This is a genomic window from Yimella sp. NH-Cas1, from assembly GCF_022359705.1.
GTDB lineage: Bacteria > Actinomycetota > Actinomycetes > Actinomycetales > Dermatophilaceae > Yimella > Yimella lutea.
Genome location: NZ_JAKSGG010000003.1, coordinates 3,068,069 through 3,083,252, shown reverse-complemented (window position 1 = coordinate 3,083,252; position 15,184 = coordinate 3,068,069). Strand labels below are relative to the sequence as shown.

12 protein-coding genes and 1 pseudogene are annotated in these 15,184 nt (G+C 66.7%); 4 read left to right on the top strand and 9 right to left on the bottom strand.

What is annotated here, in order from left to right; genetic code table 11:
* The first annotated feature begins 141 nt into the window (after positions 1 to 141).
* Both MF407_RS15175 and MF407_RS15170 read left to right on the top strand, forming a co-directional pair.
* Positions 142 to 2,298 carry a M4 family metallopeptidase gene (locus tag MF407_RS15175; protein ID WP_239702807.1) on the top strand — a complete coding sequence of 719 codons (2,157 nt, stop codon included), beginning with the start codon at positions 142 to 144 and terminating at the stop codon, positions 2,296 to 2,298.
* A 313-nt stretch (positions 2,299 to 2,611) separates the two neighbouring features.
* Complete coding sequence (locus MF407_RS15170; protein WP_129626505.1) at positions 2,612 to 3,598, top strand: NYN domain-containing protein; 987 nt, start codon at positions 2,612 to 2,614, stop codon at positions 3,596 to 3,598.
* 58 nt (positions 3,599 to 3,656) lie between these two features.
* Here MF407_RS15170 and MF407_RS15165 read toward each other — a convergent pair whose 3' ends face one another.
* Together MF407_RS15165 and MF407_RS15160 are read right to left on the bottom strand one after the other, a co-directional pair.
* A complete protein-coding gene (locus MF407_RS15165; RefSeq protein ID WP_239702806.1) occupies positions 3,657 to 5,495 on the bottom strand; it encodes a phosphoenolpyruvate carboxykinase (GTP) in 1,839 nt (612 codons plus the stop codon).
* A 222-nt stretch (positions 5,496 to 5,717) separates the two neighbouring features.
* Entirely contained in the window at positions 5,718 to 6,977 is a 1,260-nt protein-coding gene (locus tag MF407_RS15160; RefSeq protein ID WP_239702805.1) for a DUF4921 family protein, read from the bottom strand.
* 100 nt (positions 6,978 to 7,077) lie between these two features.
* On the opposite strand from MF407_RS15160, the gene fgd reads away from it, so the two are divergent.
* Together fgd and MF407_RS15150 are read left to right on the top strand one after the other, a co-directional pair.
* The gene (fgd, locus tag MF407_RS15155) at positions 7,078 to 8,085 is read left to right on the top strand and encodes a glucose-6-phosphate dehydrogenase (coenzyme-F420) (protein WP_239702804.1); all 1,008 of its coding nucleotides are present in this window, start codon (positions 7,078 to 7,080) and stop codon (positions 8,083 to 8,085) included.
* Between the two features lie 308 nt (positions 8,086 to 8,393).
* Positions 8,394 to 9,770, top strand: a complete 1,377-nt coding sequence (locus MF407_RS15150) for an aspartate aminotransferase family protein (protein ID WP_239702803.1) — start codon at positions 8,394 to 8,396, stop codon at positions 9,768 to 9,770.
* Positions 9,771 to 10,064: 294 nt separating this feature from the next.
* Here MF407_RS15150 and MF407_RS15145 read toward each other — a convergent pair whose 3' ends face one another.
* The 7 genes and pseudogenes from MF407_RS15145 to MF407_RS15115 form a co-directional block, all read right to left on the bottom strand.
* Entirely contained in the window at positions 10,065 to 10,382 is a 318-nt protein-coding gene (locus tag MF407_RS15145) for a GNAT family N-acetyltransferase (protein WP_129626515.1), read from the bottom strand.
* Positions 10,383 to 10,454: 72 nt separating this feature from the next.
* Positions 10,455 to 10,640 (bottom strand): hypothetical protein, encoded by a 186-nt coding sequence (locus MF407_RS15140; RefSeq protein WP_239702930.1) that lies wholly within the window; start codon positions 10,638 to 10,640, stop codon positions 10,455 to 10,457.
* Between the two features lie 449 nt (positions 10,641 to 11,089).
* A pseudogene (locus MF407_RS15135) lies at positions 11,090 to 11,377 on the bottom strand (pirin family protein); the annotation flags it as partial.
* 110 nt (positions 11,378 to 11,487) lie between these two features.
* Positions 11,488 to 11,814, bottom strand: coding sequence for a tetratricopeptide repeat protein (locus MF407_RS15130; protein ID WP_239702802.1), 327 nt, complete (start codon positions 11,812 to 11,814; stop codon positions 11,488 to 11,490).
* Positions 11,815 to 11,880: 66 nt separating this feature from the next.
* Positions 11,881 to 12,480, bottom strand: coding sequence for an FMN reductase (locus MF407_RS15125; RefSeq protein WP_239702801.1), 600 nt, complete (start codon positions 12,478 to 12,480; stop codon positions 11,881 to 11,883).
* Between the two features lie 90 nt (positions 12,481 to 12,570).
* Positions 12,571 to 13,731, bottom strand: a complete 1,161-nt coding sequence (locus MF407_RS15120; protein ID WP_239702800.1) for an LLM class flavin-dependent oxidoreductase — start codon at positions 13,729 to 13,731, stop codon at positions 12,571 to 12,573.
* A gap of 79 nt (positions 13,732 to 13,810) precedes the next feature.
* Positions 13,811 to 15,166 (bottom strand): NAD(P)/FAD-dependent oxidoreductase, encoded by a 1,356-nt coding sequence (locus MF407_RS15115; protein WP_239702799.1) that lies wholly within the window; start codon positions 15,164 to 15,166, stop codon positions 13,811 to 13,813.
* Positions 15,167 to 15,184 lie beyond the last annotated feature (18 nt).

The following is a 15,184-nucleotide window of genomic DNA, read 5'->3' as shown; positions in this document are numbered from 1 at the left end:
GACGTCTCCGATCAAGGTTTCGTCTTGCCTTGGTCAAGCTTTGTCAAAGCCGCTGTCCTACTAACGGACGCAGGGAGCACCCTCAGCGAACGGCGTGTCACCCCGCACGCCGTTCCCTTTCCCGCTCCGTAGGAGGAGTACATGAAGCGCACAGCGCTCGGCCTCGTGGCCCTCGGTTCCGTTGCCGCCCTCACGCTCGGCACACCTGCCGACGCGGCGCACGTCGCCGCCCCCAAGGCCGCTGCCCCCGCGGCCGCCATGTCGGTCACCCCGGCCACCTACGCCGGTCAGATGGCGGCGGCCGGCAAGGCCGCCGGCGACACCGCGAAGTCCCTCGGCCTCGGCGCCAAGGAGAAGCTGGTCGTCAAGTCGGTCATCACCGACCCGGACGGCTCCACGCACACCCGCTACGACCGCACCTACGCCGGGATGGAGGTCATCGGCGGCGACCTCATCGTCAAGCGTGACGCGGGCGGCAAGATCGTCGACACCATCTGGAACGTCGAGGCGAAGGTCTCGCTGCCGTCCGGTACCGCGAAGGTCACCGACGCCGGCGCCCGCCAGAAAGCGGTCGGCCACAGCGCCGAGCGCACCAAGGACGGCGCGCTGAAGCAGGTTAAGGCGACGAAGTCCGAGCAGGCCGTCATCCTCCACGCCGACGGCACCGCGAGCCTCGTCCGCGCCGTCACCACCGAAGGCGTCGCGCACAACCAGACCCCGAGCCGCCAGGTCGTGATGGTCGACGCGTCGACCGGCGCCGTGATCTCCTCGAGCGAGAAGATCCACGCCGGCACCGGTCGCGGCGTGTTCGTCGGCAGCGTGAACCTGTCGACCACGTACTCGGGTGGCGCCTACCAGTTGCGCAACTCGACCACCGGCAATTACACGACCGACATGAACAACGGCACCTCCGGCACCGGCACCCAGTTCACCGACTCCGACGATGCCTGGGGCACCGGTTCCACCAGCAGCCGTCAGTCGGCGGCCGTCGATGCACAGTTCGGCGCCGACACCACGTTCGCCTACTTCAAGAACGTGCTCGGCCGTAACGGCATCTGGAACAACGGTACCGGCGCTCGTAGCCGCGTCCATTACGGCAACAGCTACGTCAACGCCTTCTGGGACGGTACCCAGATGACCTACGGCGACGGCCGCAACAACGCTGCCCCGCTGACCGAACTCGATGTCGCCTCGCACGAGATGACCCACGGCGTCACCGAGAACACCGCGAACCTCGACTACGGCAACCCGGGCGCCGGCCGCTACGTGGAGTCGGGTGGCCTCAACGAGGCGACCTCGGACATCTTCGGCGTCGCCGTCGAGTTCCACGCGGCTCTCCCCGCCGACAATCCCGACTACTACATGGGTGAGCTGATCAACCTCAACGGCAACGGCACGCCGCTGCGTTACATGGACAAGCCGAGCAAGGACGGCGTCAGCCTGGACTGCTACTCCTCCAGCACGATCACCGTCGACCCGCACTACTCCTCCGGCCCGCTGAATCACTGGTTCTACATGGCTGCCGAAGGGTCGGGTTCGAAGACGATCAACGGGGTCTCCTACAACTCCCCGACTTGTGGTGGCGCACCGGCGGTCACGGGCGCAGGACGGACCAATATCGAGAAGGTCTGGTACCGCACCCTGTCCACCAAGCTCACCACGAGCTCGAACTACCGGGCAGCTCGTGAAGGTGCGATCAAGTCGGCGATCGAGCTGTACGGCTCGAGCAGCGCGGTCTGCACCGCGGTCGAGAAGGCGTTCAACGCGATCACCGTTCCCAAGGGCACGGCGGCCTGCTCCGGCACCACCGACCCCGGCCCGACCGACCCGACGCCGGCCGGCAGCGAGCGTGTCACCAACGGTGGCTTCGAATCCGGTAGCACCGGTTGGACCGGCACCAGCGGACCGATCACGAACAACACCGGCCGCACCGCGCACAGCGGCAGCTGGAAGATGTGGCTCGGCGGAAACGGTACGACCTCCTCGGAGTACGAGCAGCAGACGGTGACCATCCCGTCGACGTCCACCTCGGCCACCCTCACCTATTGGGTGTCCGTGGACTCGTCCGAGACCACCTCGTACACCGCGTACGACAAGGCATCGGTGACGGTGACCCCGTCCGGCGGCACGGCCCGCACGGTTGCTTCGTACTCGAACCTGACCAAGGGTGCGTGGAAGCAGGTCACGGTCGACCTGTCCGCCTACAAGGGCCAGTCGGTCACGTTGAAGTTCTCGGCCACCGAGGACTCCTCCGCCCAGACGAGCTTCGTCTTCGACGACGTCTCGATCAAGGCTTGATCGAACGCGTCTGCTGAACGTGAAGTGGCCGGGTCCGCGGGGGGACCCGGCCACTTCGCCATTCTCTTTGCCTGTCAGACCAATTCCCGATCCGGCACGTGCTGCAACCTGCTCGGCCACCGGATCTTCGCTCCGATGTCCAGGTTCAGCGCAGTGACCAGCACCCCCCGGACGATGACGGTCTTTCCCCTCGGTCTGCGTTGACGAACCTAACCCTCCTCCCCAGGGGTGGGCAGCACATTCCCGTCCACGGGCGGGTTCGAGGTCGGGCCAACCCGATACGGCGGACGGCCCGCCTCGTTAGGGTCGGGTCATGAGCCGGTCCTATTGCGCCCTGTACGTCGATGCCGGATACCTGTTGGCGGCCACCGCCACCTGCGTCTCGGGGAGTTCGTTGCGTGCCGGTGTGGTCGTGGACCATCAGCGTTTGATCGAGCAGCTCATCGCGCAGGCGGAACGGCTGAGCGGACTGCCGTTGCTGCGCGTCAACTGGTACGACTCCGGCGGTCAGCGTGGTGGCAACCCGGACGAACTGCAGGAACGCATCGGCATGCTGCCGCGCGTGAAACTGCGCTTGGGACGCCTGTCGTACGGCGGCGAGCAGAAGGGTGTCGACCTGCGCATCGGGCTCGACCTCGCCACCCACAGCCGCAACCGGATCGTCGACATCATCTATCTGCTCAGCGGCGACGACGATCTCACCGAAGCAGTGGAGGAAGCTCAGCACCTCGGCGCCCAGGTGATCGTGTTGGCCGTGCCGGACAAGGACGGGAACCCCAACGGTGTCTCCAAGCACCTGTGGCGCGAGGCCGACGACGTCCAGCTCGTCGATCCGTCGATCATCGACGACACCGTGTTCGTGCGCACCACGCCGGCTCCCGCCCCCGAGCAGCCTTCGGCCAGCGAAACCGCTGAACCGCAAGTAGATTCGGCGCCTACTCCCACGAGTATCGGCGCTCGCCCGAGCCCGAAACAGATGCCCGCCAGGCGGGTCGACCGACCGGCGCCCATCCCGGTACCGATTGACTTCGACCGGGTCGACCCGGCGATGTTGGTCACCGCCGACGAGGAGGCCGCGATCACCGCGGTCAGCAAGGCCGTCGTGTCGTCGTGGATGCGTTCGGCGTCGCCGAGCGCACGCGCTCACCTGCTGGAGCGCAAGCCGTCGATACCGCCGGAACTCGACCGGGCGCTGCTGGTCGACCTGTCCGGTCGCCTCGGTGTCTACGAGATCAGCGAGCCCACCCGTTTTCGGCTTCGTACCCGATTCTGGGACGTCGCCGAGGAATTCGCCGAGTAGCGGGAGCAAACGAAAAGTGGCCGCAGGAGCGGCCACTTTCGTTGATTACGGGTGTAGGTCACTCGGCGTCGTCGAAGTCCTTGGCGACGCGGCGGTGGGCTTCCCAAATCTCCTGCGGCAAACGCTCGAACGCCTTGAGGTGCTCCTCGCGGTAGCCCATCTCCTCGCGCCAGCGCGGCACGTCGATCGACAGGATCCTGTCGAGGTCGGCCTGCGGCATCTCCAGGCCTTCGAGGTTGAGTTCCTCCTGCTTGGGGATGATGCCGGCCGGCGTCTTGACGCCGTCGACCTCGCCGTTCTTCAGCGCCATCAGCCACAGCAGCGGACGCAGGTTCTCGCGGTAGCCGGGCCACAGGTAGTGACCGTCCTCCTGGCTGCGCTGGAACCAGTTCACGTGCGCGAAGATCGGCTTGTCCTTGACGGCGCCGATGATGTCGAGCCAGTGCTGGGCGTAATCGCCCTCGCCGTACGACATGAACGGGCGCATCGACATCGGGTCGTAACGCAGCACGCCCTCCTTGCCGTCGGCCGCAGCGGTCGCCTCGGCGCCGAGCGTCAGACCGTCGTACACACCTTCGGCGAGGTCGTCGATCGCGCGGATCAGCGGCTCACGGTCCCGGGTGCGGCCACCGAAGATGATGCCGTCGATCGGCACACCCTTGGGGTCCTCGAAGTCCTGCGCGACGTTCGGCACATTGGCCAGCGTCGTGGTGAAGCGGCTGTTCGGGTGCGCCCACGGGGCGCTCTTCTCATCGTCGCTGCGCTCGGAGATGAGGCGACCGCGCCAGTCACGCCAGCCCTCGACGTCCGAGGGGGTGTTCGGGGTCTTGCCCTCCCACCACACCTCGTGGGTCTTCTCGTTGTAGGCGACGTTGGTGAAGATCGTGCCGGTGCCGGGTGCCACGGACGCGAGCGCCGTCGGGTTGGTCTTCTCGTTGGTGTCCTTGGCGACACCGAACGCACCGAACTCGGGGTTCATGCCGTAGAGCTTGCCGTCGTCGCCGACCCACAGCCAGGCGATGTCGTCGCCGTAGAAGGAGACTTCGTACCGGTCGCCCAGGGCGTCCGGCGGGAGCATCATGGCCAGGTTGGTCTTGCCCGAGGCACTCGGGAAGCCACCACAGATGTGGTACTCCTTGCCGGTCTCCTTGTCCTTGATGCCGATCAGCATGAACTGCTCGGACAGGAACTCCTTGGAGGCCCATCCGTCGTACGCCGCCTGGCGCAGACCGTGGGCGATCTTGCCCAGCAAGGCGTTGCCGCCGTAGCTGGAACCGAAGTGCAGGATGGTGCGCTCGTCGGCGACGGTGACGAAGTAACGCTGGTCGTCGTCGGTGCCCTGGCCGAGGTTCTCCAGGTCGCCGGTGACGTGCACGGCGCGCACGAAGTGGTCGGGCTCGGCGAGCTTGTTGATGTAGTCGGCGCCGACGCGGGCCATGCGGATCATGTGCAGGACGACGGTGCGCGAGTCGGTGAGTTCGACCCCGGCGGCGTACTTCTCCAGCGGAGCGCCGCGGGGCGACATCAGGTACGGGACGACGTACATCGTCTTGCCCTTCGAGGCGCCGGTCATGCGCTCGACCTGGACCTGCTTCATCTCCTGCGCCGGGCGCCAGTTGTTGTAGACACCCTTGTCGCTCTCACGGTTCGTGGCGACGATGGTGCGCTCCTCCGAGCGCGCGGTGTCCTTCTCGTAGCTGCGCGAGTAGTACAGGCCCTCCCCGGCCGGCTCGAGCTCGCCCGCGTCCAGGCATTCCTGGATCAGTCGCGCGTCATCCTCGGCGCCGACCACTTCGACGCGGTCCGCGCCGGTGATCTTCGCCCAGTGTTCGACGTACTCGCGAACATGGGGATTCGTCAGGCCACCGGCTTCGAGCGCCGCCGCCACATCAACCATCGGTTCACTTCCCTCTCAACGGGTGCGAGGCATGACGTCGCGTTCGGACGTCATTGTCCTAGCTACTACTCAGAATAGTACTTCTTCTGGGGTTGGCCGTGCTGGGGTCAAATCTGCCATGGCCGACAGCGGCGGTGTGACGCGGGTCCTATTTATTTACCCGTCGGTAACATCTTGGCTCACGCAGGACAAAGCCCGATCTTTGTCAGCAGTTGCTGTCACTCAGGTGGTCGACCCGAGTTCGACCTCACCCAACACACCGTCGCTGCGCAGGTCACCCAGTCGATCGACCAGCCGCTCGCGCAACGTCCACGGGTCGATGGTGTTGACGAACACCCCTGTGCCGCCTTCGAATCCGGCCGGGTTGTTGATCCGCCACTTGATGACCGCCCGCAGCGGCATGCGCACGCCCGGCACGGACGGCGGCTGGTGGTGCCACTCCTCGTTCGTGGGTACGAGCACGCCGGTCGCGGCGTGACAGGCGTGGACCAGATCGGACCAGCCGCGCAGCACCTCGTCCCCCAACTCCCACGGCAGCCCGTCGGCCTTGGTGAACACATCGATGCCCGGGTAGCGGTGCCCGACGCCGGCGAATGCGATCGCGTGCTCGTTCTCGGCGATGACCAGACCGTGCGTGCGCGCGAGGTCGGGCCCGAACCGGCGGTAGATCTCCGGGTCCTTGCGCCACTTGGCGATCTCCCCGCGCAGTCGACCACCGATGCGGTCGATCGCGACCAGTTGCTTGTGCAGATGCTCGAACGACGCCCCGGCGGGCGCGAGCCAGTTCTGGAAGATCGAGACGTACTGCGCGTGCGGGTTGCCCTCGTACAACCGCCGTGCACTGCTGACCGTCGCTCGGACGAAAGCCGTGTGCTCGTGCGGGCTGAGCGTGCCGGACGACGCGAGCTGGTCGGTGCGCGTCGCGCCGTCGACGTAGTGCCGGCGAGCGACGATCACGTCATGGCAGCCGGCGAAGAAGCCGCGTGACTCGTTCTGCAGCAGGTCGTCGTCCAGGTCGGCGGATTCCTCACCCTTGGCCTTCAACCGGGTGCGGACGAGGTCGCGAACGTGCCGGCGACCCAGTTCCGTCGACAGGTAGTGCTCCTCGCGTTCGAGTGCCGCCGGACCACCGTCGTACCCGTGGTTGAGGTGCCAGTAGTCGTAGGAGAGGATCTCGAAAAGGTTTGGTATCCGGCGGAACTCGGCCGGCGCCGCAATCACCTCGTCCGCCGTGAGGTCACTTGTCTCGACCCAGCCGGACTCGACCCGCGTCCAACGAGTGCGCTCCGGCGTCGTCTCCAGGTAGCGCCCTTCGCAGAACGCGCACCGGTTGCGGATCTCGTGTTCGGTGAGCGAGTGCACGTCGTCCAGCACCGACGGCAGCGGACGGTTGCCGCGGCCGGGCACCGTCCACACCTCCGTGCCGGAAAACGGGTTGATCTGCTTCACGGTGCCGTCGGGCAGTCGCAGCAACGGCTCCATGCACTCAACCCTAGGCCGCGGGGGATACTCGGGTCAGACCGCGCCACCGCCTTGACACCACCTTGACACCGCCTTGCCACCGTCCCGCTAGGAGCACCCCATGGCCCTCACCCTCGGGTACAAAGCGTCAGCCGAGCAGTTCGGCCCGCGCGAACTCGTCGACCTCGGCGTCGCCGCCGAGCAACGCGGAATGCAGTCGGCCTTTGTCAGCGACCATTTCCAGCCCTGGCGCCACGACGGTGGGCACGCACCGTTCGCGATCTCGTGGATGTCGGCCGTGGGCGCGCAGACCAGCGACATCACGCTCGGCACGTCCGTCATGACTCCGACCTTCCGTTACAACCCCGCGGTCGTCGCGCAGGCGTTCGCAACGATGGGCTGCCTGTTCCCGAGACGGGTCGTGCTCGGCGTCGGCACCGGCGAAGCCCTGAACGAGATCGCCACCGGGTTCGAGGGCGAGTGGCCGCCGTTCAAGGAGCGCTTCGCCCGTCTGCGTGAGGCCGTCCGACTGATGCGACAGCTGTGGAAGGGTGACGAGGTCACCTTCGAGGGCGACTACTACCGCACCGACTCGGCGTCGATCTACGACGTGCCCGACGGCGGGATCCCGGTGTACGTCGCGGCCGGCGGTCCGACCGTTGCCAAGTACGCCGGACGCATGGGCGACGGGTTCATCTGCACCTCCGGCAAGGGCATGTCGCTCTACACCGACGAACTGCTGCCCGCGGTGAAGGAGGGCGCTGAGCTGGGCAAGGGTTCTTACGAGGACCTCGACAAGATGATCGAGATCAAGTTGTCGTACGACACCGACCCGGCGAATGCCCTTGAGAACACTCGCTTCTGGGCTCCCCTGTCACTCACTCCCGAGCAGAAGCACTCGGTCGATTCACCGCGCGAGATGGAGCGCCTGGCCGACGAACTCCCGATTGAGCAGGTCGCCAAGCGGTGGATCGTCGCCTCGAACCCGGACGAGGTGCTCGAGCAGGTCAAGCCGTACGTCGACGCCGGATTCGACCACCTGGTCTTCCACGCGCCCGGCCACGACCAGCGCCGCTTCCTGGAGCAGTTCGAGCGCGACCTGGCCGACCCCCTGCGCTCCCTCGGCTGACAAGCAGAATCCGCGTGAGTTTGTGCCCTTCGCCGAGTCGGGCGAAGGGCACAAACTCACGCCGATTTCAGCACTGTCTGCGCAAGCATGGTCAACGCGGTGGACGGTCTGTACCCGCCCTTCCCCGAGAAAGTGCGTCCGCTCGTGCCATGCGGCCGCGCTGCGTTCGACGCGTTCTGCGAACTTTCGTGGGTGAGTGTCCGGGGTACTGTGGAGGTCGCGCGTTCACGCGCCCTGCTCCGCTGCCAGGCCGGTCGGAGCCGAACGACACAGCCGCCGATGCCAGGCCGATCGGCTGGAGAACTGTCATGCCTGTAGAGATCAGTCCCGAGCGGATCGCCGAACTCACCGAGATCGAGGCGGCCAAGCTCGACAAGAAGACCCAGAAGTCCAAGGAGATGTACGCCCGGGCGCAGAAGCACCTCGCCGGCGGCGTCGCGTCGTCCTACCAGCTGCGCGACCCGTGGCCGATCTACCTGGAGGGTGGTTCGGGCCCGCGCGTGTGGGACGTCGACGGCAACGAGATGTGGGACTTCCACAACGGCTTCGGCTCGATGGTGCAGGGTCACGCGAACCCGATCATCGGCAAGGCGATCGCCGACCGTTACCCCAAGGGCACGCACTTCGCGGCACCCACCGAGGACGCCATCGTCGTCGGTGACGAGCTCGCCCGCCGCTGGAACCTACCGAAGTGGCGTTTCACGAACTCCGGTTCGGAGTCGACGATGGACGCCATCCGCATCGCCCGTGCATACGCCGGTCGCGACACCGTGATGAAGATCTTCGGTTCGTACCACGGCCACCATGACACCGTCATGGTCTCGATCGGCGTGCCCTACGGCGAGATCGGCGACAAGGACGACCTCAAGTCGCTGCCCTACGGTGCGGGAATCCCGGACGCCACCGTCCAGATGACCGTCGCGGTGCCGTTCAACGACGCCGACGCGATGGAGCGGCGCATCGTTGCCCTCGACAAGGAGGGCCGCAAGCCGGCCTGCGTGATCATGGAAGCCGCGATGATGAACCTCGGCGTCGTGCTCCCCGAACCCGGTTACCTCGAGGCCGTCCGTGAGATCACCAAGAAGCACGGCATCGTGCTGATCTTCGACGAGGTCAAGACCGGCCTGCAGGTTGCTCCGGGTGGCGCCACCGAACTGTTCGGCGTGCTGCCCGACATGGTCACGCTCGCCAAGGGTCTCGGCGCGGGTCTGCCCACCGGTGCGATCGGTGGAACCGAAGAGGTCATGTCCGTCGTCGAGGACGGCTCGGTCTACCAGGTTGGCACCTACAACGGGAACCCGCTCGGCGTCGCCGCGATGCGCGCGAACCTGCTCGACGTCCTCACCCCGGACGCCTACAAGCACCTCGCGCACCTCAACGACCGCATCGTCGGTGGCTGCCAGGACGTCGTCGACAAGTACGACCTGCCCGGGTACGCCGTCGGCATCGGCTCGAAGGGTTGCGTGACGTTCGCGCCGGAGAAGGTCGTCGACTACGCCAGCTACAAAGAGCACCAGAACGGCCCGCTGGCCGACCTGGCGTGGCTCTACAACATGAACCGCCGCATCTTCATGACCCCCGGGCGTGAAGAGGAGTGGACGCTGTCGATCACCCACACCGACGAAGCCGTCGACGCATTCGTGGCGGTGTTCGACGAGATGGCTCGCGACCTCACCACCGACTGACGACCAATTCATCACCGCTGGTTGCACCGAAAATCGGTCACACCCAACGGAACTCACCGCTGGTTGAGCAGCGGGACTGGCGAAGGAAATCCCGCGCGCCGAAACCCGATGAGACACAACGAAACCCGGCCACACGTATCCATCGTGTGGCCGGGTTCTCCTTCGCGGCACCGTGGTCTCGGCGCACGCTGCTTGCTTCGTCAGCAGCCTGACTCAACCAGCGTTCGGGTTCAGCTACGCAACTGGAACGCGGCACCTTTCAGACCGACCGGGCGATGAACTTCTCGGACGTCGTCAGTCGGCGGCCGGCTTGGCCTGGCCGTAGACCAGCGGGATGTAGTCGGGGTGCTTGGCGATCCACCCCTTGACGTACGAGCACTGCGGCACGACCTCACGGGTGCCTTCGTCGCGCACCGCGTCGAGCGCGAACCGGACGAGTTGTCCGGCGACACCCTTCCCCTCGTACCCCGAATCGACGACCGTGTGGGTGAACACGACGACGTCCTCGGTCTTGTCGTACTCCGCGAACCCGATCACCTCACCGTCGTGGACGGCTTCGTAACGGCTGCGCTCGGGGTTGTCACGGACGTCGATGTCGAGCTTGTCGGTCATGTCGGGCAACACTTCCTCTGAGTCGGATCCTTGGTCACAACGCTAGGCGTGACTCACGGGTAGTTCAGGGTTTCACGCAGTCCGTTTGCCGCGACGGTTGCGCGGACGCAGCCGGACACCGGGCAGCTTTGGGGCCGCGATCCGCAGCGTCTCGCCCTCGTACCCCTCGACCTCGCCGAAACGCTCGGCCTGTGCCTGCCACTGCTCACGGAACTGCTCGATCTCGTCATGGGTGCGCCCGACGAAGTTCCACCACATGATGATCTCCTCCTCGAACGGCTCACCGCGAGCAGAATGATCCGCGCACCGTCCGGACCTGCCTGCAGCACAAGAGAATCCGGGCCCTCGTCCTGGCAGACCAGGTCACCGAACTCCAGCGGCTCGCCGTCCACGCTCACCGCGCCGGTGTCGAGCAGCACCCCGTGTTCGAACGTCGGATCGAGCCGCAGCGTGACCTTCGCGTCGGGCGCGAGGTCGAGTTGTGCCCCGAGCAGCGGGGTATAGGTGTGCACCGGCGACTCAGCGACGTCAGCGAGGGAGCCGAGGAAGACGCGAGCGGTGCCGGCGTCGTCCGCGAGCGCCACCGGCTCGGCCGCGAAATGCTCGAAATTCCGGACGGTGTGCCGGTCGGCGTCCGGCAGAACAGCCCAGAGTTGGACGCCGTGCAGCACGTCCGTCGACTCGGTGGACACCTCGGAATGACAGATGCCGGCGCCCGAGGTCATCAGGTTGACCTCACCCGGGCGCACCTGGCCGATCGCGCCGCCGGAGTCGCGGTGCTCGATCTCGCCCTCGAACAGCCACGAGACGGTCTGCAGTCCGGTGTGCGGGTGCGGCGGGACGTCCATGCCACCCTCGTTGTTCGCGCGAACCCGCTGCGGACCGTAGTGATCGACGAAGCACCATGCCCCGACGAACGAGCGATCCTTCGCCGGCAGTGTCCGCCGCACGGTGATCGCGCGCAGCCCGCCGAGCGGCACCTCCCGCGGCTTCATCAGTTGCGTGGCCATGACGTCATCCCATCACCGAGTGGCCGGGCTATGAACGAGTGGCCGGGGTATAGACCGGCCACCAGTTGACAGCCCGGCCACTCGGTGGAGGCTTTCTAGACGGTCGAGACGCCGAACGCCTCGGCCTGCTTCAGATAGGTCTCGGCCTCCTCGTACCGGGCCTGCCGGTACAGGGTGCGGCCCAGGACGACGAGCGCGTACGCGTCCGTCGGGTTGTCCTCGAGTGCCGCGCGGGCCGCGGCCTCGGCCTTGGTCAACTGCGCGGAGTGGAACAGCGCTCGCATGAGCAGCTCGCGGGCGTCGCCGGTGCCGAGGCCCTCGCCGGACGCCAGCACTTCCTCGAACTCACGCGCCGCCTGCGCATACTTGCGCTGCTCGAACAGCCGACGTCCGTATTCGTAACGGTCGAACTCCTGGATCATCGGTGCTCCTTCCGATTTCTGATGGAAGATCGACCCCGTCCTGGCGGGCCCGATCTTCCACTCGAACTAGTTTGCCGCGGCGAGCAGTTGCTCGAACGGCGTGACGTCGGCGGACTCGTCCACCTTCGGCTTCCGAATGCTGCTGCCGCCCAGGACGGTTCGCAGTTCGCCGGCAGCGCGCTCGATACGGCGCTCGAGCGCGGCAGCGCCTTCTCCGCCGAAGTCGGAGGTCGCGGCGTACACGCCGGTCGGCAGCACGAACGCACCCATGTAGGCGAACAGTGGACGCAGCGCGTGGTCGATCGCGAGCGAGTGGCGCTCGGTACCGCCGGTCGCGGCGACCAGCACCGGCGTCCCACGCAGCGTGTCGGGCTCGATGAGGTCGACGAAGGACTTGAACAGGCCACTGTAGGACGCCTGGAAGGTCGGGGTCACGGCGATGATCGCGTCGGACGCCGTGACCTGCTTGAGCGCGTCCTTGAGCGCACCGGTCGGGAAACCGGTGAGCAGGGCGTCGGTGATCTCGTGGGCGAGATCGCGCACCTCGATGTCGTGGATGTCGACGGCGCCCAGTTGACGACGGACGGCGTCGGCCAACTGGTCGGCGAGCAACTTCGTCGACGACGGCGAGCGCAGGCCCGCGCTGATGACGGTAACGGTGGTCACGTCAGGTCTCCTTGCTGGTGATCTACACCCGTAGTCCATGGAAACGGTCGCAACAGCAGCCGCATTCCACGACTACGGGTGGAAGGAAAATCAGAGTTGGTTGGCGTCCTCAGCGCGGGTGCCCGTCCACTGGTCGGTGGCGGGTGTGGCCGCGTCCCCCGTGGCGGTGCCGTCGGCCTGAGCCGCGGCGAGCAGCGAGGCGTGCGTCGGCGCGTCCGGCACGTGCGCCGGCTTCATCGTCGCGAACTCCTTGCGCAGCACCGGCACGACCTCCTCGCCGAGCAGGTCGAGCTGCTCGAGCACGGTCTTGAGCGGCAGGCCGGCGTGGTCCATCAGGAACAGCTGGCGCTGGTAATCGCCGACGTACTCACGGAAACCGAGCGTCCGCTCGATGACCTCCTGCGGCGAACCGACGGTCAGCGGCGTCTCGCGGGTGAACATCTCCATCGACGGACCACCCCCGTAGACCGGGGCGTTGTCGAAGTAGGGACGGAACTCCCGCTTGGCGTCCTGGCTGTTCTTGCGAATGAACGCCTGACCACCCAGGCCGACGATCGCCTGGTCGGCGGTGCCGTGGCCGTAGTGCTCGAAGCGGCGGCGGTACAGCTGCACCATCTGCTGCGTGTGCTCCTTCGGCCAGAAGATGTGGTTGGCGAAGAACCCGTCGCCGTAGTACGCGGCCTGCTCGGCGATCTCGGGGCTGCGGATCGAGCCGTGCCAGACGAACGGTGCGATGCCGTCCATCGGACGCGGGGTGGAGGTGAAGCCCTGCAGTGGCGTGCGGTGCTTGCCCTGCCAGTTCACCGCCTCCTCGCGCCACAACTTGTGCAGCAGCGCATAGTTCTCCACCGCGAGCTCGAGTCCGTCGCGGATGTCCTTGCCGAACCACGGGTAGACCGGACCGGTGTTGCCGCGTCCGAGCATCAGGTCGATGCGTCCGTCGGCGAGGTGTTGGGCGTAGGCGTAGTCCTCCGCCAGTCGCACCGGGTCGTTCGTGGTGATGAGCGTGGTCGCGGTAGTGAGGATGATCCGCTCGGTCTGAGCGGCGAGGTGCGCCATCAGGATCGTCGGGTTGGCCGGCGCGATGAACGGCGGGTTGTGGTGCTCACCGGTGGCGAATACGTCCAGGCCGACTTGCTCGGCCTTCTTCGCGATCGCGACCGTGGCCTTGATCCGCTCATGCTCGGTGGGCGTGCGGCCCGTCACCGGGTCGGTGGTCACGTCACCCACGGTGAAGATTCCGAACTGCATGACTGACTCCTCTGATCGACCGATGACCACGTTAGTGGACATGTCAACTAACGTCCAATCGACTCTGTTCCGGGCTCTTTCAGCCGCGGCGGTACTGCCTCGGGAGCTCCTCCAACAGCCGCAGCCACAGTTCGCTCGCGGTCGGATAACTCGGCACCGCGTGCCGCAGGACGTGGACGGGCACCCGTCCCACGATCGCGATCGTCGCCGCATGCAGGAGTTCGCCGGCACCCGGTCCGACGAAGGTCGCGGCCCGCACCACGCGATCCTTCCGATCGACCAACAACTGGGCCTGGCCCTGGACGTGGTCACGCAGCAGCGCGGCGCCGGCGGCAGAGTTGAACGGCACCCTGACGACCTCGACGTCGTCGAGGTCCTTGCGGAGCGGTCCGACCTGGGCGATCTGCGGCTCGGTGAAGACCACCTGCGGGACCGGGACATCCGCGGGCTCCGGTTCAGCGGCGCCGGCCAGCCGGGCGCCGATCCCGCGAGCTCGGTACTTGCCCCAGTGCGTCAACGGGGCCTCGCCGCTCGCGTCGCCGACGGCGATGAGCCAGTCCGGCCAAGCGTCCGGGTCGTCGGTCAGGTCGAGCGCGTCCAGTCCGATCTCGCCGAGGCGGGGACGGCGCCCGACAGCCAGCAGGATCTCGTCGAACTCGAGTTTCTGGTCATCGACCGTCACCGTGACAGCTCCGCCGTGGACCCGCCCGAGGCCGGTGTCGCTCGCGTCCGGGCGCTCACAGGAGGTCACGTTCGCTTCGAGCCGGACGTCGACACCGCTGTCCCGCAAGCTCTTCAGCACGGTCTCGGCGGCGAAGGGCTCCTGGTTGGTGAGCAGGCTGTCACCCCGCACCAGCATCGTGACCTCGCTGCCGAGCGCGCGCATCCAGGTGGCGGCTTCGCACGCCACGACACCACCGCCGACGATGGCCAGCCGTTCGGGCACGTCCACCACGCCGGTCGCGTCCCGCGAACCCCAGGCACACACGTCCGCGTACTCCGGCGGAATGACGGGTGTACTTCCGGTGGCAATCACCACGGCCTTGCGCGCGGCGATCGTTCGCCCGTCCACCTGCACCTTCCGCTCGCCGGACAGTCGCGCAGCACCGCGCACCACGGGGACGCCGATGCCTTCGGCCCACTCCACCTGGCTCGCATCGTCGTAGTGCGAGACCCACTCGTCCCGACGTTTCAGAAGTTCCTCGACCTGTACCGAGGCATCCGAAATGCCTTGCAGGTCAACCGAATCGTTCGCGATCTCGACCGGACGCAGCAGCGCCTTGCTCGGCATGCACGCGTAGTAGGAGCACTCACCGCCGGCGAGTTCTTTCTCGATCAGCACCGCGTTCAGGTCGGAAGCCTCGGTCACGTACTGCGCCACGTTCTCCCCGACGGGTCCGGCACCGATCACGATCACGTCGTATTCATCGCTCATACATCGACGCTACGGGCA